Origin of the sequence: Serratia sp. NPDC087055, assembly GCF_044900985.1 — a bacterium.
GTDB lineage: Bacteria > Pseudomonadota > Gammaproteobacteria > Enterobacterales > Enterobacteriaceae > Serratia.
In genome coordinates this window covers 1126688-1146358 of sequence record NZ_JBJDOG010000001.1, presented here as the reverse complement: position 1 = coordinate 1146358, position 19671 = coordinate 1126688, and the positions used below count along the sequence as shown (strand labels likewise).

Here is a 19671-nt window from a genome sequence, read left to right as displayed (position 1 = left end):
GATTTAAGATCGGTTTAAACAACCTGACATTCAACATTCGAGTCATTATAGTGAGCCCCACAAAAATATAGATTTTAAAAATCAATAAAAACCCTACAAATAAAGACGACGCTATCACGTTAATACGGCACGCCTTTGTGTTTTTTCCTGAAAACAACGCGGAAAGATTGGGATTTTTATGATTTGTAAATTTATTTCAATAACCGTAATGAAAGCGAAAAATAGCATGATAATCCCTTCGGGAATGTCTCTCGGCCTATGCTTTCTATTGCCTTCTTTATTTCCTGCGCAGGCAGCATCAATCAGAATTTCTCCGGTTAATATCGAGATGCAGGCGTCGCAGAAGGCAACCGCCTTGAACCTAACAAACTCTGGCACTGAAGCCGTCAGTTTGCAGTTACGCGCCTTCGCCTGGTCGCAGCAAAATGGGCAGGATCATCTTGCTCCAACCTCAGAACTCATGATTAGCCCCCCCGCCGTCACCGTACCTGCGGGCGCTTCTTATACCGTGCGTGTGGCACGTACTGCCGTGGCCCCAGCGTCTTCTGAGTTAAGTTATCGTTTACTGATTGATGAATTACCCCGCCCGGTTGATCCAAGAACGTTCAATCCAGGTATTTCAATGATACTGCGGACTTCCCTTCCGGTTTTCGTGGTTGACGATAAGGCTTTCGCCCAACTGGTCTGGCGCACCTGGCAAGATGCCAACGGAATACATGCCGAAGTCCACAACACCGGTAAGCGTCACGCCAAAATCAGCCAACTCACACTGAGCGTCAACAACGTTCCCGTCAGCTTTGGCGTGGGTTTAAACGGCTATGTTCTGGCGGGGACATCACGGACGTTCACCGTGACGCAGCCAAACGCACGGGTGAAACTGACAAAAGGTCAATCAGTCACCCTGAGGGCCAAGGATGGCTACCTGCCGATTGAAGAAACGCTGTATGCGCAGTAATCCAAATTCGTGCCCTTGGTATGGTGCACTGAACAAGGCGATGATTGGCTTGCTGTTCAGCGCTACACCTCTGGCTTTTGCCAGCCAGATTGAACCCGGGCACCTCACAGGCACCCAATCGCTGCTTTTAGCCGTTACCCTCAATGGGTCATCCACCGGAGAACTGCTTGCGGTTCAGCGTTTTCCCGATGGGCATTTCAGCGCGTCTGCGGGCGATTTACGCCTTTTACGTATAAAAGTGCCTGCCGCCATTGCGGATACGGCACCGCAGGCGCTAAACGAGTTGCCTGGCATCCGCGTGCAATATAATGAAGCAACGCAGACATTGGCATTGTCGATCCCTGAGAGCCAATTGAACGCCTACGCGGTCAATATTGGTGAAGCGAATCTGGCACCTGACTTCTCGCAGATCAGCGCCGCGCCGGCGGCCATTCTTAACTACGGGGTTTACCACAGCCGCACCGAGGGTAAAAATCAGTTGGCCGGTTCAGCCGAGGCCTTGTTTACCGGGCGAATGGGCGTGGTTTCAACCAGTGGATTGTATAACGACAGTGGTAACTATAACGGCAGCAAACAGGTACGCCTGGATAGCTACTGGCGCTATATCAACCCCGAGAGCGTTCGGGCTTATACCGCCGGTGACTTTGTCAGTAATGCCTTAGCCTGGAACAGTAGCGTCCGACTGGCCGGTTTCCAGTGGGCCAGCGCCTTCGATCAACGCTCAGATTTGGTCACGGTCGCCTTGCCGGAGTTCTCCAGTTCTGCGGCATTACCTTCCACGCTCGACTTATTTGTCAACCAACAAAAGGTTTACTCAGGCGCTGTGCCTTCAGGCCCTTTTGATATCAAATCACTGCCTTATGTCTCGGGGGGAAATGTAACCCTGGTCGCGACCGATGCTACCGGTCGGCAAATCACCACCACTCAGCCTTACTACTATACCGCCAGCTTGTTGCAGCCAGAGCTGTTCCAATTCTCGCTGGACGTTGGGGTTCCCCGTTTTAACTACGGCAGCAAAAACGACGATTATGACAACACACTGTTTGCTGCCAACTCCCTGCGTTATGGCTTAAGCCGTTCAGTCACGCTGGAGAGTCACAGCGAATTCTCCGCTGACGGGCTGGCTAACCTGGGGGGCGCGGTATCTCACGGACTGGGTGGTTACGGCGTGATCAGCAGTTCCTGGTCAGCCAGCCGTTATGAAGACTATACCGGCCAAAAAACCAGCGTGAGTATTGAAGGCCGTATTGCAGGCGTGCAGATGTATGCCGGTACGGTGCGTACCTTTGAGGACTATTTTGACCTCGCGCGGGTATCCAACACCCGCCTGGCACGCAGAAACACCCTAAACAGAGTGGCAGACAAGACGGATTACAGGCTGGCCAATACGGCCCAAGCCAGCGTTATCGACCGCCTCGGTGTCAATATGACGCCGTTCGATCGGCTTTCAACCAACATGAGCTACAACCGCATCGTCAGCCAGAGCGACGAAACACGCACGCTCAATTTGTCTGTATCGCGGGCGTTGAGCCAAAGCAGCACGTTGTCCACCAACCTCTATTCGGATCTTAATCACAGCGGCCGGTACGGTGCCTTTCTGACGCTCAATATCTTTCTTGGCGGCAATATCAACGCCGCGGCGGGGATCAGTCGTGACAACGGGGTGACCGGCTTTAGTCAACGCATTTCCGGGGTGGCCGATCAGCGTCAGGGAGCCGTTGGTTGGGGTGTCGCCAATACGACGTATCAAGGCAAAGACGATCAGCGGAACGCTTACATGAGCTATCGCGCAGCTCTGGCTCAGTTACGCGCCCAGATCAATCAGTACGGTTCTGCCACCAGCAGTGAGTTTTCGGCCGAAGGGGCATTGCTGGCCAGTGACAGCGGTATGTTTGCCACCAACAAAATTGGCGATGCCTACACCATTGTGAAAAATGCCGGCCCACATGTCGACGTACTTCAGGGTGGCGTGCGTATGGCGACCACGAACAGTAATGGCAGTGCACTGCTGCCCGATACCCGCCCTTATTACAACCAAAGTGTGTCTATCGATCCTGCGACCTTACCGGACGGTTGGGAAGCTGCCGCCACCGAGCGTACGGCGCTGTCAGGCTATCGCCAAGGCGCGGTGGTTGACTTCGGAACCCGAATCAACCATGCCGCAATCGTCCTTCTGCAGGATCGCCATGGGCAGCCTATCCCGCCGGGCTACCCGGCGCGTCAGGATAACGGCGACGTTAGTCTGGTCGGCTATGAAGGGCAACTCTATGTAAAAGGCTTAGTGGCACACAACAGCGTGACCGTCGATCTCGGTGCTGCTGGTCAGTGTTCCGCTCGCTTTGATTATGACCTAAAGGGTCCGGTTCAACCCATGATTGGCCCAGTGAGGTGCGAATGAAAATGCCGTTATCTTCCCCCGTTGTCACTTGCAGGTTGCGGCCCGGCACGGGGAAAACGCTTTGGAGTTACAGCCTGGGGATCTTGCTGGTGAGCAGCTCACTGGTCGTGCCCACCTCCGTTCAGGCCGAGATTTCATCGCCATCCTGTCAGTTCACCGGTGGCCAAATGAACCTTGGAACCTATTCCTCCACGGCTGCGGTCGACAGTGCCCAGACAATTGGGTTTAGCTGCGCGGTTGGTTTCTCATGGGGCGATCCCGATCCGCGTGCAACCTTCAGGTTGTGCCTGACGATGGGGGAAGATCCGGGAAACCAGGCAGGTTACCAGCCCTGGCGCTATCTGAAGAACAATAACGTGACCGGCACCGGTGAAGCGTATCTGGCCTATAACCTGTATGCCGACAGCGCGCACTCGCAAATCCTGATGCCAGAGAATGCCGGAACGCCTCTGGTCGTCGACTTTACGCTGTCAGCCGGGAACGGCAGCACCTATGTCAGCAACAATGGCAGTATCCCCATTTATGCACGGATTGCCAGCGGCCAGGGTGCCTTGCCGGCCAACATTTATCACAGCTATAACCCGCCGTTCACCCTGCGTTTTCAGGCCGTAAGCGGTGGGACTCCGCCCGCGACCTGTGACGGTGGCTCGTCCACCACCACCTCTGGCGGTATCCAAATCATTACACAGGTCACGGATAGCTGCAGCCTCAGTACGCGTGGCGTCAATTTTGGCACCCTCGATGACGCTGCCCAGCTTAAAACGGCGCGCTTCGCCGAAGGGGCGGTAACCGTACAGTGCAGTTCAGGCAAGCCTTATACCCTCTACCTGGGGAGTGGTAACAATCCTGCCTCTGATGGATACCGCCGAATGGCCAACGCACAGGCGCAGCTTCCCTATCAACTCTACCAGGACAGTGCCCACACCCGAGTTTGGGATGAAACAGGCGGCACAACGCAAACCGGCGGGATAGGCGGTGTCAGTGGCGCAGGCAACGGTGCCAGCCAAACGCTAACGGTTTATGGACTTATTCCGGCGGGGACCCCGGTGCCTGGTAACGTCGGGACTTATTCGGACACGGTGATGGTCACCGTAGCCTACTGAACAGCCGCTTCTGCGGTTCGTTATTTATCAATACTCAAAGGGAGTTTTCCATGCGCAATACATTCGTACCTTTCGCCATTCTGTCCAGTCTGGTTGCTACGCCGGTTATGGCCGCCACGACAACGGCAACACTTACCGTACAGGCAGTCGTTCAGTCTTCCTGCTATCTGGATTCTAACGCGGGCTCGACCCTGGGCAACGCCCTGCTCGATTTCGGCACCCTTTCCAATCTGGAAAATAATGTCGATGCCGAGGCGACCACGGCCGGTTCGGCACTGTCGATCATTTGCACTAACGGTACCACTTATGACGTTGCGGCAAACCTTGGCAGCAATGCCGACGACCAGCAACGTCAAATGGCGAATGGCAGCAATCGCCTGCCGTACAACCTGTTCTCAGATAACGCGCGCAGCACGCAAATTGCCAATGGCACCACCTTCGCTAGCGGAACGGGTAATGGTCTGTCGCAAAACATCAATATCTATGGCCGAATCCCGGCAGGCACCGCGCTACCAAGTCCAGGAAACTATCTGGACACAGTGACTCTGACAGTGACTTACTAAGATATTTTCACCGCCTCAGCCCCCTGGGGCGGTGAAAAAGAACGGTTTTGGTTAGGAAAGAAGCAATGACACAAATATCAGCAACATTGGTTGATTTCACCGCGAGCATGAAGCACATATTTCCTCAGTTTTTGGAAACTGTGCCGATGCCCATAAAAATGACCCACTATTTCTCAGAGAAAAATCTGACTGATTTCACGCATGATTATCAACACCACAGCAAAAGCATTATCATTTTTTACCTTTCCGATCGTCTCAGTAATCTTGATAGGGAAAAAAGTGTGATAAGCGATTTTCGAATGCTCAACCCAAGACAGACGGGCTTTATCATCTCTGGTGGCGACACTTTGATCATTCGAAATCTTATTACCTCCCTGCCGTACGTGTTGCTGCACAAGGATGAGCCGACCCCCATTCTTGCCTATTATCTGATGCAAGGCTGTTGCAATAGGTATGTACATAGCCCATTAATCAACAAAATCAATAAAATGGAGATTCAGCCTCCGTTAAAAGCACGGGTGCAAAATCTCAATGATAGAGAGAAAGCGGTCATGTATGACTTTTTGATGGGGATGCCGTTGGAGGCTATTGCCCAGAAACGGCAATCACCCAAAAAAACCATTGCCAGCCGTAAGTACAGCGCCATGAGAAAACTGGGCATTGATAATAAAATGCAGCTACTGCTGTTAGATCCAGAATGGTTGACGCTCAGCGAGCCGACCGAAGCCATCAGCAGCGATGTTTCTTTGAGCAATACGGCATCCAGAAGAATCACTCGCCCGCGTTCAAAGCAGAAGCGGCCAAATTGGTGAGCGAGCAAGAATATTCGGTGAATTAACCAGCCTCAACAAGGCATCCGTGCCCCCCGTTTGAAAGTGGATAACGGGAGCCCTTGGCCAAACCAAAATTACATTGAATTAACGTCTTTGAGATTACAATGTTGGGGCAGTGACTACACATGCCAACACAGGGGTTAGCGTCAAAGCCACTCGCCCCAACATTGTTCCCACCGCACCTCGCTGAAGGGCATACTCCCTCCCTAAGTGTTATTGCTTCCAATCCCTAAACTCGCTAAGATCACTTAAAATAAATTTTAAATATTAAACAAAATGAATAAATCTGAGTCGACCCCAGATGCCCGTTTCCTGAATTTACCCGCGGGCTATTTTGGCATGGTATTGGGTATCATTGGTGCAGGCTTTGGGTGGCGTTATGCCGCCACTATTCTGCCTGTCCCCGCTCTCGTCGGCGAAGGGCTGGTGATCATCGCTACCCTCATCTGGTTTCTGTTGAGCTGCGCTTTTATATACCGGTTATGGCGTTTTCCTCTCAGCGTGAAAGCCGAGATTAAACATCCTCTCATGAGCAGCTATGTCAGTTTATTCCCCGCCACGACTATTCTGGTCTCCATTGGCATTGTGCCCTGGTGGCGTTCACTCGCCGTCGCTATGTTCACGGTGGGCGCCGTGGCGCAACTGAGCTATGCCGCCTGGCAAAGTGCCGGCCTGTGGCGAGGAACACACCCTGCTGAAGCCACTACCCCTGGGCTCTACTTACCCACGGTCGCCAATAACTTTATCAGTTGCATGGCTTGCGGAGCACTGGGGTTCCAGGATCTGGGTCTGCTGTTCCTCGGGGCGGGTGTCCTTTCCTGGCTGAGCCTGGAACCGGCTATTTTACAGCGCCTGCGCAGTCACGGGGAAATGCCGGAACCGGTACGGCTTTCTCTTGGTATTCAACTGGCACCGGCGTTGGTCGCCTGTAGCGCCTGGCTGGCGGTTAATGGCGGTGAGGCGGACGTACTGGCCAAAATGCTTTTTGGCTACGGTCTGCTGCAGCTGTTGTTTATGGTCCGCCTGTTTCCCTGGTATCTGAAAGGCCCCTTTAATCCCGCATTCTGGAGCTTTTCATTCGGGCTTTCTGCGCTCGCCACAACCGCCCTGCATTTGGGGCATGCCAGTCACGGGGGGATATTACCCACCCTCGCCTTGCCCCTTTTCATCTTCAGCAATGTTCTGATCGGCCTGTTATTCGTTCGTACACTGATTTTGCTGTTTCAGGGTGACTTACTGAAATACGCTAAACATCCCTGAAGGCAAGGCAAGGAGCAGGCTCTCAGCTTACCGACGCGACGATATGTTCGCGCAACCATTGGTGTGCCGGGTCACGGTGGGAACGCTCATGCCACAGCATTGCCATTTCGAACCCCGGAATCTCAACGGGCGGTTCAACGACCTGCAAGGCGCTATTATTACGCACCAGGCGTGAAGGCAGCATCGCCACCAGCTCTGAGCTTGCCAACACCGACATCACAAACAGGAAGTGTGGCACAGAGAGCACGACTCTTCGGCTTAACCCGGCGTCTGCCAGCACGTTATCCGTCACACCGAAAAACCCCCCGCCGTCCGGCGACACCATGACATGCTCCAGCATGCAAAACTGGGCCAGTGACGGCGTTTTTTGCAGGCCTGGGTGCCCCGCACGACCGACCAGCACATAACGTTCACTAAACAGGATCCGCTGACGCAGATTAGGCGGTGAGCCTTCACGCGTATGGAAAGCCAAATCAATCTCCCCCAGTTCTGCCTGTTTCGCAATGCGTGACGGTGCCGTTTCAATCACAGCCAAGCGGCTATGCGGCGCCGCGGTGCGTAAGCCAAGCAACGACGGTTGAACAATGGTCGATTCACCGTAATCAAAAGCGGCCACGCGCCAGATGTTGTCCGCAACCTGAGGATCAAAGGGTTTCGCAGGTGATACTGCGCGGTCCAGGGCTTCAAGCGCCAGACGCAAAGGTTCGCGCAATGCATCGCCACGCGCGGTCGGTCGCATTCCGCGTGGCCCAGGCAGCAGCAAAGGATCGTTAAAAATATCCCTAAGCTTGGCAAGATGAACGCTGACAGAAGGTTGGGAAAGGTTCAGTCGCAGCGCCGCACGGGTCACATTATGTTCAGCAAGCAAAGTATCCAGCGTGACCAGCAAATTAAGATCCAGTCGTCTGATATTATCCATGGTAATACCTATAATATTAGAAATTCATTTCTAATATAGCTGACAACAGCCTACTCTGGCCTCCATCAATTACTGGAGGTCCTACAATGAACGTCTTACTCGTCTATGCTCACCCTGAACCGCAGTCACTGAATGGTTCACTCAAAACGTTTTCAATCCAACATCTCAAGGCCGCAGGCCACGAAGTTAAGGTGTCTGATCTGTACGCCATGCAGTGGAAAGCCACGCTTGACGCAGACGACAGTACAGCAGAACCCGGTGCGCGTTTTGATCCCTCCAGGGATTCTCAACATGCGTTTGCTCAAGGCCTGCAGAGTATGGACATCACACTTGAGCAGGAGAAACTGCGCTGGGCAGATACCGTTATCCTGCAGTTTCCACTGTGGTGGTTCTCAATGCCGGCGATCCTTAAAGGCTGGGTTGAGCGCGTCTATGCGTATGGATTTGCCTATGGCGTGGGAGAACACTCCGACTCACGTTGGGGAGATCGTTACGGTGAAGGAACCCTGGCTGGCAAACGCGCAATGTTGATTGTGACGACTGGGGGATGGGAGTCTCATTACGCGGCTCGGGGTATCAACGGCCCGATCGATGACATTCTGTTCCCTATTCAGCATGGGATTTTGCATTACCCGGGCTTCGACGTGTTACCCCCCTTCGTCATTTATCGTACCGGCCGAATCGACGAGGCGCGATTTGCCCAGATTAGCCACGCGCTGGGGCAACGTCTGGACAACTTAGGGCAAACCGCTCCCATTCCTTTCCGCCGTCAGAATGCCGGTGAATATGATATCCCGGCATTAACGCTGAAACCCGACATTGCCCCTGAGCGGGTGGGGTTTAGTGCGCACATCGAATCGTGATGACGTGCACCCTATTTAGGGTACTGTGCATCGTATATTACGCCATGTGAGCAATAAATGACCGATAGCCCGTAGCGCTGCGGGTAATGTCGTTATTATTCAATTTATCCGCAGCAATATCCGATGCCGACTCTGTTCCGTAGAACGCATAATACGCACTATATTTCGCACTTACATAGTTAATGGTTATTTCAAATGGCCGTAAGACGTCGTCCAGTGCATATTTATAGCGCCCCGAGGTTGAATAGTCCTGCTCCCTGATACCGGCGGTCACTGCTAATGCGACTTTACGATCCTTCATCTTATAACCGCTGCCGGATCCATAGGCCCAGCCGTAGGTGAGCACATCGTCAAGCCACTTCTTCAGCAACGGCGGTGAGCTGAACCAGTAAACCGGAAACTGCAACACGATTTTTTCATGTGCTTCAATAAGTTGCTGTTCTTTCTCAACGTTAATCTTCCAGTCGGGGTAAGTATTATATAATTCATGAACGGTATAGAGTTCAGGATATTTACGTAACTCCGTCAGCCAGGCCTTATTTATCACTGAACTCTCTATATCAGGATGTGCAACCACCACCAGCGTTTTCATTTGATTTATTCCTTTGGATTAGTTCACTGGGGGTATCATATGTTATGCTTTTTTAATGTAAAGTACGCACCTTAACGATATATACTAACCCGCAGGATAGTATCAAATGCCAAATAACGAAATATGCAGCCCGACAGGCGTTAGCCTTGAAGAGACCGGATATGGCTATACGCTGTCGGTGATCAGCGGGAAATATAAAATGATAATTATGTATTGGCTTGCGCAGTATAAGCCGGTTCTCAGGTTCAATGAGCTCCAACGCTGTATTGGCACTATTTCGTATAAAACGCTCAGTGCGACGCTAAAAGAGATGGAAAAAGACGGTATTATCTCCAGAAAGGAATATCCGCAGATCCCCCCCAAAGTTGAGTACAGCCTTTCAGCACGTGGACGCTCATTGATCCCTATCATCGATCTACTCTGTGCTTGGGGAGAGGAACACCGCGAGCCTCCTAAGAACGGCGAATAAATCGCTGTTCCGTCATCTGCTGCCCCCATTGTGTACCCGGTTGTTCATCTGTAAGCACAAAACCGACGCCTTCATACAGGTGCCGGGCAGCATCCAGTCCTTTGAACGTCCAAAGGTGTGTTTCATCAAAGCCTTGCTCGTCACAAAAACTAACGGCATGGTTCAAAAGCTGACGGCCAACACCACGACCGCGTAAACTGTCATCAATGATGAAAGCGCGCAAATGAGCGCGGTTATCCCCCAAGCTTTCACCATCAATGGAAACAGAACCAACGATACGATCCCCGCTCAATGCGGACCAGGTTTGGTTCTGTGGATGTGACAGTCGGTTCGCGAGCTCGGACAGCATCGAACCGACGGTAGCTTCAAAGAAGGCACCGAACCCCACCGCACGTGAATAAAATTGCATGTGCATTTCCAGCGCTCTGCCGACAAATCCGGGCAGATAACCGCTCACGATCTCGATAGGCGGAACAGCAACCGATGCTTCACCCAAGCGATGTGCCCGCAATGCAGCGGCATAATGCTGTAAACCCTCGGCAATGCCGGCACTGGCCCCAACCGGTAGCTTTTCCAGGGCGTTAAGTACCTGATGTTCGGCAAATCTATTGATCCCTGCCAGGGTCTTGCGCCCTTTTTCCGTTAACCGCAGTATCTTTTCTCGTGCGTCCCGCTCACTGGGCTGTGTGACCAGTTCTCCGGTTTTGATCAACTTGTTCAACATGCGGCTGACGCTGGATTTCTCCAGATTGAGTACGCTACAAAGTTCTGCCGCAGTATCTACATGCCGATCCCCGATTTCAATCAATGCATGCACGGCTGAAGGCGGCAGATCTGTCCCTGCAAGGGTACTGCCCATAAAGCCCAATTCACGCACTAAGTGGCGGGATGCATCCCTGATGGGGTGTAAATACGGACTGGATTGCGTTATCGACATGATTGGCACTCTGATATGGTTGTATTGTACAACCATATCAGAGTTATTCAGGAATTCAAACAGCCGCTACGGCCGGAGAAAAAAATACACACGCAGTTATTCTGGCGCTGAGGACAGGGGTAAAGACGCTGATTCAGGCGCAATCCCCCCTAAATATTAGGCGGCGCCCTCGCCTTTTTTTAGCTCTTTCAGGTATTTGTATACTGTCGCACGGCCGAGGGATAACACGTTGGCGATATAATCGGCGGCACTTTTGGCTTTAAAGGCGCCTTCTTTATATAAATCGATCACCAGCTGCTTTTTCTGCTCGCGGGTTAAAGACCCCAGCGATGTGTTTTGTTGACGAATCCACTCGTGCAGGAAGGTATTGATCTTCTCCTGCCAGTCATCTTTGAACAACTGTTGCGGCTGAGGCTGCAAGCGCGTGACCGACAAAAACATATCCAGTGCATTCCTGGCGTCTTCAAACATGGCGGTGCTCAGATTGATGCACAAGAGATAACGGGGGGATCCGTGCTCATCCCGGGCGGCAATACTCACCGAGCGCATTTTTTTGCCGTCCCAATTGAGCTTTTCGTATGGGCCTGTGACCTGACCATCACTGTCGAGTTCAAAATCTTCCAGACCGGCGTCATCGCCTGGTTTGCGTTTTGACAGATTATTGGCAAGGTAGGCAATTTTGTTGGTTGAGACATCGTGTATCACCACTTCCACGTTAGGAAAAAACAGTGCAGCGATGCCGTCAGCGACTGACTGCAATAATTCAAGTTGGGACGTGGATTTCAACACGTTGCTCTTTCTCCGTAGCGATTATGCCATGATGACAGTGGTCAATTTCTATCATCCGGTCAGCCGCTTAGCATACCTTAGTTGCCATTGAATGCCGAGCAAGAGAACGGCATTCAACCCTCTGGCCAGGTTTACTCTGCCTCTCTGCTGCGTTGATAAAACACGTAACCTTCCCGAGCCACGCTGTTTTTGATTCTGAAACGCCAGACGAGCGCCAGAGTGATAAACCACAGCGGCATACTGCACAGAGCAATCAAGGTGTCACGGTCAAATATCATCAGTACCAGCGTGAAAGCAAAAAACGCCAGCGTCAGCCACGTCATGATCACCCCGCCAGGCATCTTAAAGCTAGAACGAGCGTGCAGCTCAGGTCGCTTTTTGCGGTAAACTAGATAGGCCACCAGGATCATGCCCCAGCTATACACCACCAGTATCGCCGCCACGGTAGAGACAACGGTAAAAAGCGTCATCACATTTGGCATCAAAATGAGCAGCATTGTCCCCACTACCATGCAAAAACACGAGAACATCAGACTGCGGATCGGAATGGCGGTATTGCGCGAAAGTATTTTGAACTGACCGTGTGCATGCTTTTCCATCGACAGGCCGTACAGCATACGCGTACTGGAATACACACCGCTGTTAGCCGAAGACATGGCCGATGTCAGGGCCACAAAGTTAATCACCGCAGCGGCGGCAGGTAAACCTGCCTGATCGAACAGCATAACGAACGGGCTGGTGTCCGGCGAAATATGGTCCCATGAGGTCACAGCGATGATCGCCAACATGGAAAACACATAGAAGATGATGATGCGCACCGGGATAACATTGATCGCCTTAGGCAGCACCTTTTGCGGGTTTTTAGTCTCTGCCGACATGGTGCCCAGCAATTCGATGCCGGTGCAGGAGAAAATGGCAATCTGGAAGCCGGCAAAGAAGCCGAAAATACCGTGAGGCATAAAAATAGCGGGATCCGTGATGTTATTCACCGACGCTTTAACGCCGTCCGGCGAAGTCCAGCCAATGAAGACCATCCAGGCTCCGGTAACGATCAACGCAATAATGGCGATCACTTTGATAATGGCAAACCAGAACTCTGCTTCACCAAACATCTTCACTGACAACATATTAAACACGCACAACAGCCCCAGCGTCAGTAAGGCAGGCAACCAGGGAGAGACCTCCGGATACCAATACTGCACGTAGCCACCGCATACCACCACGTCGGCAATGCACGTCACCACCCAACTCAACCAATAGGACCAACCGAGAAAGAAACTGGCTTTGGGCCCCAGGTATTCGGAAACAAAATCAGCAAACGAACGATAGTCGAGCTTGGTCAGCAACACTTCACCCATTGCCCGCATGACCATAAACATGAAGAAGCCGACGATGACATAAGTCAAAACGATAGACGTCCCAGAGAGCGCAATAGTTTTGCCTGACCCCATAAACAAACCGGTGCCAATAGCGCCGCCAATGGAAATAAGTTGAATATGGCGTTCGCTTAAACCGCGGTGCAAAGTTTGGGCGCAGTCTGTCCCCTCGGTTGAAATGGCATTCAACCGATGTTGCTTACTTTTTGTCATGGTGTTACCTGTCCGTCATTAAGGCGATTAAGCAGCTTGTACCGCTGCATCAGGAGTGAAACGCACCGGGCGTTTTACCGGCAAAAAAGAAATTCAGGCAAAACGAAGCCCGCCCTTTTGTTAAAGGGAAGTAAATACCTGTGCACATCTGAAAACGGCTATTGGAACTGCGCTGTCGCCCACATTTAGCATGCGAGGCATGAGCGTGGCGGGTAATTGCTTTACTATCAGATTGTTATAAATATTCTCGTTCAGAAAAAAAACGCTGCAAGCGCCGATTTAACATGAATTTAACTCTGGCGTCAGGAAACGGCATTGTCAACACGACACTTAAATAAAATGAAACTTTTTGATCACATTCAAGGTTCTGAAAAATAGATAAAAACGGGTTTTATGCATTTTTTATGCATAAAGCATGCGTAGTCAGCTAACCGCTTCTGAAAAAGTAATTAACTATTCATTTTTACGGCTCAAAACCCGCTGGCAACCGGCTTCCAGCCCGATGATGGGGGGCTAACAAGCGGCATTTTTAATGGTAAATTTAGCGTCGCAAAAGTGTTATGCACTTAGTAATCCACGGTTAAACAAAATAAATACCTCTATATAAAAAAGGTTGGTTATGGAAAAGCTATCCTACGCTTCAGAAAGCAGCACAACGGCCTGGGCCACCTATCTGCAACAAATCGACCGCGTTGCGCCTTACCTCGGTGATCTGTCGCGTTGGGTCGATACCCTGCGTCACCCTAAGCGTGCGCTGATTGTCGACATCCCTCTGCAGATGGACGACGGTTCAATCCGCCACTTCGAAGGTTTCCGCGTTCAGCACAACCTGTCGCGCGGCCCGGGTAAAGGCGGGATCCGCTACCATCCAGACGTTGACCTCGATGAAGTTATGGCGCTGTCAGCCTGGATGACCATCAAATGTGCGGCGGTCAACCTGCCATACGGTGGCGCTAAGGGGGGGATCCGCGTCGATCCTTTCAAACTGTCTGAAGGCGAGCTGGAAAGATTGACCCGCCGCTACACCAGCGAAATCGGCTTTATCATCGGCCCACAGAAAGATATCCCTGCACCAGACGTAGGTACCAACTCTAAAGTGATGGCCTGGATGATGGATACCTACTCCATGAACCACGGCACCACTATCACCGGCGTAGTCACCGGCAAACCTATCCATCTGGGCGGGTCTCTGGGGCGTGAAAAAGCGACGGGTCGCGGTGTGTTCGTGACAGGTTGTGAAGTGGCCAAGCGTTTGGGCGTGCAAATCGAAGGTGCCAAAGTTGCGGTTCAAGGCTTTGGTAACGTAGGTAGCGAAGCAGCCCGCCTGTTTGTTGGTATCGGCGCGCGTGTGGTGGTTATTCAGGACCACTCGGCAACGCTGTTCAACGCTAACGGCATCGATCTGGCTGCATTGACCGAATGGCAAGCCAAGAACAAGCAGATCGCCGGTTTCCCTGGCGCGAGCGAGATCGAAAGCGAAGCATTCTGGTCTGTTGATATGGACATTCTGATCCCCGCGGCGCTGGAAGGTCAGATTACCCGTCAACGTGCAGAAATTCTCACTGCCAAGCTGGTTCTGGAAGGCGCTAACGGCCCAACCTACCCAGATGCGGACGACGTTCTGCGTTCACGCAACATTACCGTTGTACCTGACGTTATCTGTAACGCCGGCGGCGTAACCGTGAGTTACTTCGAGTGGGTACAGGACATGGCCAGCTACTTCTGGAGCGAGAGCGAGATCAACGAGCGTATGGACAAAATCATGACCGACGCTATGGTCCACGTTTGGAACAAGTCAGAAGAGAAAGAGTGCAGCCTGCGCACCGCGGCTTATATCGTCGCTTGTGAGCGCATCCTGACCGCACGTAAAGAGCGTGGCATTTACCCAGGTTAATGCATTATTCATCCCGGCTTGCTTTGCAGGCCGGGATTCTTTCATGAGCCTCCCTTCAACGCAGCAGTCGTTTTAGCACTTTCCCGGTACTGGTCATCGGCAACCGTTCAACAAACTCGACGATGCGCGGGTATTTAAACGCCGCCAACCGTTCTTTGGTCCATGCGATCAGCGCGTCTTCACTCACCGGCTCGTCCACATCCTTCATCACCACTACGGCTTTAATCTCTTCGCCAAGAGAGGGATGCGGCACGCCAATGACTGCCACAAATGACACTGCCGGATGGCGAATCATCAGTTCTTCAACTTCTCGTGGGTAGACATTGAAGCCGCCGCGAATAATCACATCTTTTGACCTGTCGACAACGAAATAAAAGCCATCGGCGTCACGCCGTGCCAAATCACCGGTTCTAAACCATCCGTTTTCCAACACCTCTGCCGTCGCTTCTGGGCGGTTAAGGTAGCCCTTCATCACGTTGTGACCACGCACCGCAATTTCACCCACCTGATCTATGCCTTCTATCGCTTTACCGGTGACATCAACCAGCCGCACTTCTATCCCCCAGATAGGCTGGCCAATAGATCCCACTTTGTTGACCCGGCCCGGATGGTTAAAAGTGGCAACCGGACTGGTTTCCGATAGCCCATATCCTTCCAGAATATTGACGCCAAAACGCCGGGCGAAATCCTCAATGATTTGGACGGGCAAACTGGCCCCACCTGACACCGCCATGCGCAAATTTTTACGTAACCGTGGGAGGTCCGCCGTATCGTCCAACGCGTTCAATAATGCCCAGTACATTGTGGGGACGCCGGCAAAAAAGGTGATGGCATGTTGTTGCATCAGCCCGATAGCCTGCTTTGCATCAAAACGCGGCACTAACACCAGCGTTGCGGCCAAGGCAAAACCGGCATTCATCTGCACCGTAGAGCCAAAAGTATGGAACAGCGGCAACGTCACCAAATGGCGATCGGGTCGCTCCACGGAACTATTGAACAGTTGTACCGATCCCAGTGCGTTTAATACCAGATTGGCGTGGGTCAGCTCTGCCCCTTTAGCGCGGCCCGTGGTGCCACTGGTATAGAGAATTACCGCGGTGTCCGATTCCACCGTGGTGGCACTGTCATACTGGGTGGGCTGTGTGCCAGTCGCTTGGCTGAAACGCTCACCTGCAAGCGGTAGGCTATCGCCGATAATAATAAACTCACGGCAGTTTTCTGCGGTTTCGAATGCGCGCCGTGCTTCTGCCCCCAACGCCAATCCCTCGTTCCCTTCGAAACAAAAGAAGGCCACCGCCTGCGAGTCTTGCAGGTAATACTCAAATTCGCCGGCTTTCAACAACGTGTTCAAGGGCACGATCACCGCACCGACTTTGAGCACGCCATAATATATGGCCGGGAACTCCCATATGTTTGGACAGGCCAGCGCCACCCTTTCTCCGGGTTGCACACCCAGGGTGACCAGCAGATTGGCAACCTGATTAGCCCGATGATTAAGCTCGGCATAGGTGAGTTGGAATGGGTCTTGTATCAGTGCCAAACGATCCGGAAATGAACGCGCACTCTCTTCAAGCAATGTGGCCAGATTTAGCATGTGATGTACTCGCAAGCAGAGACCGGGGATCGCCCGGCAAGCCAATGGATGAGATACTGCGCCACCTCGCTGAGGTTGCTCTCCCTGAACAGCCTACGGCGGAAAAAGCCACGGCACCAAAAGTATAGACAAGGTCATACCTCTGTACAGGTTCGCGTTCCCCTGCCCAATAGTCTATATGTTAGGCATTCTTCCCCTCCCAGAGGACTGCCCCCATGAGTAAGAAAAAGATCCTGATGCTGGTCGGCGACTATGCCGAAGATTATGAAACTATGGTGCCGTTTCAGGCATTACAGATGATTGGCCACCAGGTTGATGCGGTTTGCCCCGACAAAGTTAAAGGCGACTACATCATGACGGCGATCCATGATTTTGACGGTGCACAAACCTACAGTGAAAAACCCGGCCATCGCTTTACTTTGAATGCAGACTTTTCAGCCGCGAAAGAAGAAAACTATGACGCCTTGTTGATCCCCGGCGGCAGAGCCCCTGAGTATCTGCGCTTGAATCCGCAGGTTATCAAACTGGTACAGGCCTTTGATGCGGCACGTAAACCGATCGCCGCCGTTTGCCACGGCCCACAGCTGCTGGCCGCTGCCGGCGTTTTAAAAGGGAGAACCTGTAGTGCCTACCCGGCCTGTGCCCCAGAAGTGCAGTTGGCCGGCGGTCACTATGCGGATATCGGAATCGATCAAGCCCACGTCGACGGTAATCTGGTCACTGCCCCGGCATGGCCTGCACATCCGCAATGGTTGGCAAAATTCGCGGAATTGCTGGCTGAATAGCACCACAAGAAAGGCCCGGTATTAATACTCGGGCTTTTTTATTTTATGCGATAAATGCCCCGCAATGAATTTCTCCAAGAGCACACTATTTTATCCTGAATGTCGCCACGTTACTTTAATTGCTCAATCAGAAAATGGATATCATACAACCAACGCTTGGCCCGGGCCGATCGCACCAGCATATAAACATACAGCGGCCGGATCCGTTCTATTTCAAGATCCCAGTGATGACTGCGACGCGTTGATGAAGAAAATAACAGGGCTGATTTTGATGCCGGCCTGAAATATAACTCATGGCTGTAATTGCTGCTGTCGATGAGAAAAGCGTCGAAGTAGCCGCGCATCAAGGTCTCCGATACCGGTAACGACAGGTTTAGCTCTTTGTTTATTTCCGTATTCAGAGTAATGGCTACCCCCCTTTTAAGGAGGCCGGATGGATTATACCGCTCAATTACCGAGATCACCTGTTGCTGAATATCACTTTCCATTTCAACCTCAATGTATTTGGCTGCGCGAATGATGCAATACCATTCAGACTCTGTTGATTGTGACGAGTTCTTTACAACGAGGTTATTTTCCTTTTCTTTACACTTTCACCACAGAATGGGTATAAAAATACGCAGAGCGGCGTCACTCCACCCTGCGTAATAGCGTTACTGCTGTCGACAAAGTTTATTGGGTTAGCGAGGCATTATTGGCAATGACAGCGTCACTGTGTTTCTCTGCCGTAATACCGCCCCCCAACACCTTATACAGCGTAATCAGGTTCTGGTACTCGGTTTGCCGTGCTGTAATCAACGACTGACGGGCGGTATACAATGTCCGTTGCGCATCCAGCATCGTGAGATACGTATCCACACCATGTCGATAACGCAGCTCCGCAAGGCGGTAATACTCTTGCGACGCCGCCACATAGCCCGTTTGCGCCGCCAACTGTTCCTGAATAGTCCCTTTACGTGCTAACGCATCGGCCGTTTCCTGGAAGGCCGTCTGTACCGCTTTTTCATAGGTAGCGACATACAGGTCTTTCTGCGCTTTGGTGTAGTTCAACTGCGCCGTGTTATAGCCCCCGGTGAAGATCGGCAAACTGATGCTCGGCGCAAAGGACCAAACGCCGACGCCCTTACTAAACAGTGATGACAACTCCCCGCTGCCCACGCCACCGCTGGCGGTCAAGCTGATCGACGGGAAGAACGCCGCGCGGGCAGAGCCGATATTGGCATTCGCAGCCTTCAGATTATGCTCGGCCTCCAATACGTCAGGCCGGTTCAGCAACACCTGCGATGACACACTGGCCGGTACCTCTTTCATGATGTTTGACAGTGCTTCAATCCCCGTTGGCAGCAGGTTTTCTGGCACGCTTTGCCCCACGACCAGGTCCAGGGCATTTTTTGCCTGGGCGGCACTGGTGGTGTAACTGGCCACGTCCGATCGTGCCTGCTGATACACCGTGTCCGCCGAAGCGACGTCGACCATCGACAGAATGCCGTTTTGTTGGTTTTTGCGCGTCACCGCCAAGGATGCGCTGGCGCTTTCCATGGTGCTCTTAGCGACGGTGAGGTTACTGCGCGCAGCCGCAACATTCACCCAGTCAGTGACAATATCGGCGATCAACGTCAGCCGGGTACTTTTCGCGGCTTCTGACTCCGCCAGATAGGTTTCAAAGGTGGAACGTGACAGGCTGCGATTTTTGCCGAATAAATCCAGTTCAAATGCACTGGTGCCTGCCGTCGCTTCATAGCTCTGGCTTATCGCTGTCGCATTACCGTTGCCGGTCAACGCACGACCACGGCTGCCGTCCACACCGGCATTAACGGTTGGGAACAAATCGGAACGTTGTTCGCCGTACAGCGCCCGCGCCGATTCGATATTGGCAATGGCTTCACGCAGGTCGCGGCTGCTGCTCAGCCCCATCGCCACCACCTGCCGTAACTTGGCATCGACCACATAGTCACGCCAAGGGATATCTGGGTAGCTCAATGACCATTTACCGGAAGGCGCTGTATAAGCCGCCCCCTGCGGTAAATTGGCCGGGACCGGCGCTTGCGGGCGCTGGTAGTCAGGATCCAGCGAGAGACACCCCGCCAGGAACAGCGGAAGTGTCAGAATGATTAAACGTTGCAGCACA

General features: G+C 52.4%; 18 protein-coding genes. 10 read left to right on the top strand and 8 right to left on the bottom strand.

Annotated elements, in window-relative coordinates; genetic code table 11:
* Positions 1–178 precede the first annotated feature (178 nt).
* The 6 genes from ACI2J2_RS05435 to tehA all read left to right on the top strand — a co-directional run bounded on the left by ACI2J2_RS05435 (position 179) and on the right by tehA (position 7112).
* Complete coding sequence (locus ACI2J2_RS05435) at positions 179–955, top strand: molecular chaperone (protein ID WP_404759601.1); 777 nt, start codon at positions 179–181, stop codon at positions 953–955.
* The gene (locus ACI2J2_RS05430) at positions 945–3353 is read left to right on the top strand and encodes a fimbria/pilus outer membrane usher protein (RefSeq protein ID WP_404759600.1); all 2409 of its coding nucleotides are present in this window, start codon (positions 945–947) and stop codon (positions 3351–3353) included. Before ACI2J2_RS05435 ends, ACI2J2_RS05430 begins: the two co-directional genes overlap by 11 nt.
* Positions 3350–4456 carry a spore coat protein U domain-containing protein gene (locus ACI2J2_RS05425; protein ID WP_404759599.1) on the top strand — a complete coding sequence of 369 codons (1107 nt, stop codon included), beginning with the start codon at positions 3350–3352 and terminating at the stop codon, positions 4454–4456. The genes ACI2J2_RS05430 and ACI2J2_RS05425 overlap by 4 nt, the downstream gene beginning before the upstream one ends.
* A gap of 50 nt (positions 4457–4506) precedes the next feature.
* Positions 4507–5019 carry a spore coat U domain-containing protein gene (locus ACI2J2_RS05420; protein ID WP_265553263.1) on the top strand — a complete coding sequence of 171 codons (513 nt, stop codon included), beginning with the start codon at positions 4507–4509 and terminating at the stop codon, positions 5017–5019.
* A 65-nt stretch (positions 5020–5084) separates the two neighbouring features.
* Positions 5085–5831, top strand: a complete 747-nt coding sequence (locus tag ACI2J2_RS05415) for a helix-turn-helix transcriptional regulator (RefSeq protein WP_404759598.1) — start codon at positions 5085–5087, stop codon at positions 5829–5831.
* Positions 5832–6128: 297 nt separating this feature from the next.
* A complete protein-coding gene (gene tehA / locus ACI2J2_RS05410) occupies positions 6129–7112 on the top strand; it encodes a dicarboxylate transporter/tellurite-resistance protein TehA (protein WP_404759597.1) in 984 nt (327 codons plus the stop codon).
* A gap of 22 nt (positions 7113–7134) precedes the next feature.
* On the opposite strand, the gene ACI2J2_RS05405 is transcribed toward tehA, so the two are convergent.
* Positions 7135–8031 carry a LysR family transcriptional regulator gene (locus ACI2J2_RS05405; RefSeq protein ID WP_404759596.1) on the bottom strand — a complete coding sequence of 299 codons (897 nt, stop codon included), beginning with the start codon at positions 8029–8031 and terminating at the stop codon, positions 7135–7137.
* Positions 8032–8117: 86 nt separating this feature from the next.
* Between ACI2J2_RS05405 and ACI2J2_RS05400 the strand changes: the two genes are divergently transcribed.
* A complete protein-coding gene (locus tag ACI2J2_RS05400) occupies positions 8118–8894 on the top strand; it encodes an NAD(P)H-dependent oxidoreductase (protein WP_209633479.1) in 777 nt (258 codons plus the stop codon).
* Between the two features lie 37 nt (positions 8895–8931).
* Here the strand turns inward: ACI2J2_RS05400 and ACI2J2_RS05395 are convergent, their stop codons facing one another.
* A complete protein-coding gene (locus tag ACI2J2_RS05395) occupies positions 8932–9486 on the bottom strand; it encodes an NAD(P)H-dependent oxidoreductase (RefSeq protein WP_404759595.1) in 555 nt (184 codons plus the stop codon).
* Between the two features lie 106 nt (positions 9487–9592).
* Here ACI2J2_RS05395 and ACI2J2_RS05390 point away from each other — a divergent pair, with 106 nt between their 5' ends.
* Positions 9593–9955, top strand: a complete 363-nt coding sequence (locus ACI2J2_RS05390; RefSeq protein WP_209633483.1) for a helix-turn-helix domain-containing protein — start codon at positions 9593–9595, stop codon at positions 9953–9955.
* Here the strand turns inward: ACI2J2_RS05390 and ACI2J2_RS05385 are convergent.
* The 3 genes from ACI2J2_RS05385 to ACI2J2_RS05375 form a co-directional block, all read right to left on the bottom strand.
* Positions 9939–10892 (bottom strand): GNAT family N-acetyltransferase, encoded by a 954-nt coding sequence (locus ACI2J2_RS05385; RefSeq protein ID WP_404759594.1) that lies wholly within the window; start codon positions 10890–10892, stop codon positions 9939–9941. The two genes, ACI2J2_RS05390 and ACI2J2_RS05385, sit on opposite strands and share 17 nt — an antisense overlap.
* A 156-nt stretch (positions 10893–11048) precedes the next feature.
* Positions 11049–11681 (bottom strand): transcriptional regulator, encoded by a 633-nt coding sequence (locus ACI2J2_RS05380; RefSeq protein ID WP_404759593.1) that lies wholly within the window; start codon positions 11679–11681, stop codon positions 11049–11051.
* 131 nt (positions 11682–11812) lie between these two features.
* The gene (locus tag ACI2J2_RS05375) at positions 11813–13270 is read right to left on the bottom strand and encodes an amino acid permease (protein WP_404759592.1); all 1458 of its coding nucleotides are present in this window, start codon (positions 13268–13270) and stop codon (positions 11813–11815) included.
* Positions 13271–13889: 619 nt separating this feature from the next.
* On the opposite strand from ACI2J2_RS05375, the gene ACI2J2_RS05370 reads away from it, so the two are divergent.
* Positions 13890–15164: a Glu/Leu/Phe/Val dehydrogenase gene (locus tag ACI2J2_RS05370; RefSeq protein ID WP_209633491.1), complete on the top strand. Its 1275-nt coding sequence runs from the start codon at positions 13890–13892 to the stop codon at positions 15162–15164.
* Between the two features lie 55 nt (positions 15165–15219).
* On the opposite strand, the gene ACI2J2_RS05365 is transcribed toward ACI2J2_RS05370, so the two are convergent.
* On the bottom strand, positions 15220–16758 hold the full coding sequence (locus tag ACI2J2_RS05365) for a long-chain fatty acid--CoA ligase (protein WP_404759591.1): 1539 nt from the start codon (positions 16756–16758) through the stop codon (positions 15220–15222).
* Positions 16759–16973: 215 nt separating this feature from the next.
* On the opposite strand from ACI2J2_RS05365, the gene ACI2J2_RS05360 reads away from it, so the two are divergent.
* Positions 16974–17543 carry a DJ-1/PfpI family protein gene (locus ACI2J2_RS05360; protein WP_265553282.1) on the top strand — a complete coding sequence of 190 codons (570 nt, stop codon included), beginning with the start codon at positions 16974–16976 and terminating at the stop codon, positions 17541–17543.
* A 110-nt stretch (positions 17544–17653) separates the two neighbouring features.
* Here the strand turns inward: ACI2J2_RS05360 and ACI2J2_RS05355 are convergent, their stop codons facing one another.
* Together ACI2J2_RS05355 and ACI2J2_RS05350 are read right to left on the bottom strand one after the other, a co-directional pair.
* Positions 17654–18031 (bottom strand): DUF1493 family protein, encoded by a 378-nt coding sequence (locus ACI2J2_RS05355; RefSeq protein ID WP_209633498.1) that lies wholly within the window; start codon positions 18029–18031, stop codon positions 17654–17656.
* A gap of 184 nt (positions 18032–18215) precedes the next feature.
* Positions 18216–19670 carry an efflux transporter outer membrane subunit gene (locus ACI2J2_RS05350; protein ID WP_404759590.1) on the bottom strand — a complete coding sequence of 485 codons (1455 nt, stop codon included), beginning with the start codon at positions 19668–19670 and terminating at the stop codon, positions 18216–18218.
* Position 19671 lies beyond the last annotated feature (1 nt).

Coding starts and splice junctions, on each gene's coding strand:
- ACI2J2_RS05435 (WP_404759601.1), top strand. CDS start 179: ATGATTTGTAAATTTATTTCAATAACCGTAATGAAAGCGAAAAATAGC.
- ACI2J2_RS05430 (WP_404759600.1), top strand. CDS start 945: ATGCGCAGTAATCCAAATTCGTGCCCTTGGTATGGTGCACTGAACAAG.
- ACI2J2_RS05425 (WP_404759599.1), top strand. CDS start 3,350: ATGAAAATGCCGTTATCTTCCCCCGTTGTCACTTGCAGGTTGCGGCCC.
- ACI2J2_RS05420 (WP_265553263.1), top strand. CDS start 4,507: ATGCGCAATACATTCGTACCTTTCGCCATTCTGTCCAGTCTGGTTGCT.
- ACI2J2_RS05415 (WP_404759598.1), top strand. CDS start 5,085: ATGACACAAATATCAGCAACATTGGTTGATTTCACCGCGAGCATGAAG.
- tehA (WP_404759597.1), top strand. CDS start 6,129: ATGAATAAATCTGAGTCGACCCCAGATGCCCGTTTCCTGAATTTACCC.
- ACI2J2_RS05405 (WP_404759596.1), bottom strand. CDS start 8,031: ATGGATAATATCAGACGACTGGATCTTAATTTGCTGGTCACGCTGGAT.
- ACI2J2_RS05400 (WP_209633479.1), top strand. CDS start 8,118: ATGAACGTCTTACTCGTCTATGCTCACCCTGAACCGCAGTCACTGAAT.
- ACI2J2_RS05395 (WP_404759595.1), bottom strand. CDS start 9,486: ATGAAAACGCTGGTGGTGGTTGCACATCCTGATATAGAGAGTTCAGTG.
- ACI2J2_RS05390 (WP_209633483.1), top strand. CDS start 9,593: ATGCCAAATAACGAAATATGCAGCCCGACAGGCGTTAGCCTTGAAGAG.
- ACI2J2_RS05385 (WP_404759594.1), bottom strand. CDS start 10,892: ATGTCGATAACGCAATCCAGTCCGTATTTACACCCCATCAGGGATGCA.
- ACI2J2_RS05375 (WP_404759592.1), bottom strand. CDS start 13,270: ATGACAAAAAGTAAGCAACATCGGTTGAATGCCATTTCAACCGAGGGG.
- ACI2J2_RS05370 (WP_209633491.1), top strand. CDS start 13,890: ATGGAAAAGCTATCCTACGCTTCAGAAAGCAGCACAACGGCCTGGGCC.
- ACI2J2_RS05365 (WP_404759591.1), bottom strand. CDS start 16,758: ATGCTAAATCTGGCCACATTGCTTGAAGAGAGTGCGCGTTCATTTCCG.
- ACI2J2_RS05360 (WP_265553282.1), top strand. CDS start 16,974: ATGAGTAAGAAAAAGATCCTGATGCTGGTCGGCGACTATGCCGAAGAT.
- ACI2J2_RS05355 (WP_209633498.1), bottom strand. CDS start 18,031: ATGGAAAGTGATATTCAGCAACAGGTGATCTCGGTAATTGAGCGGTAT.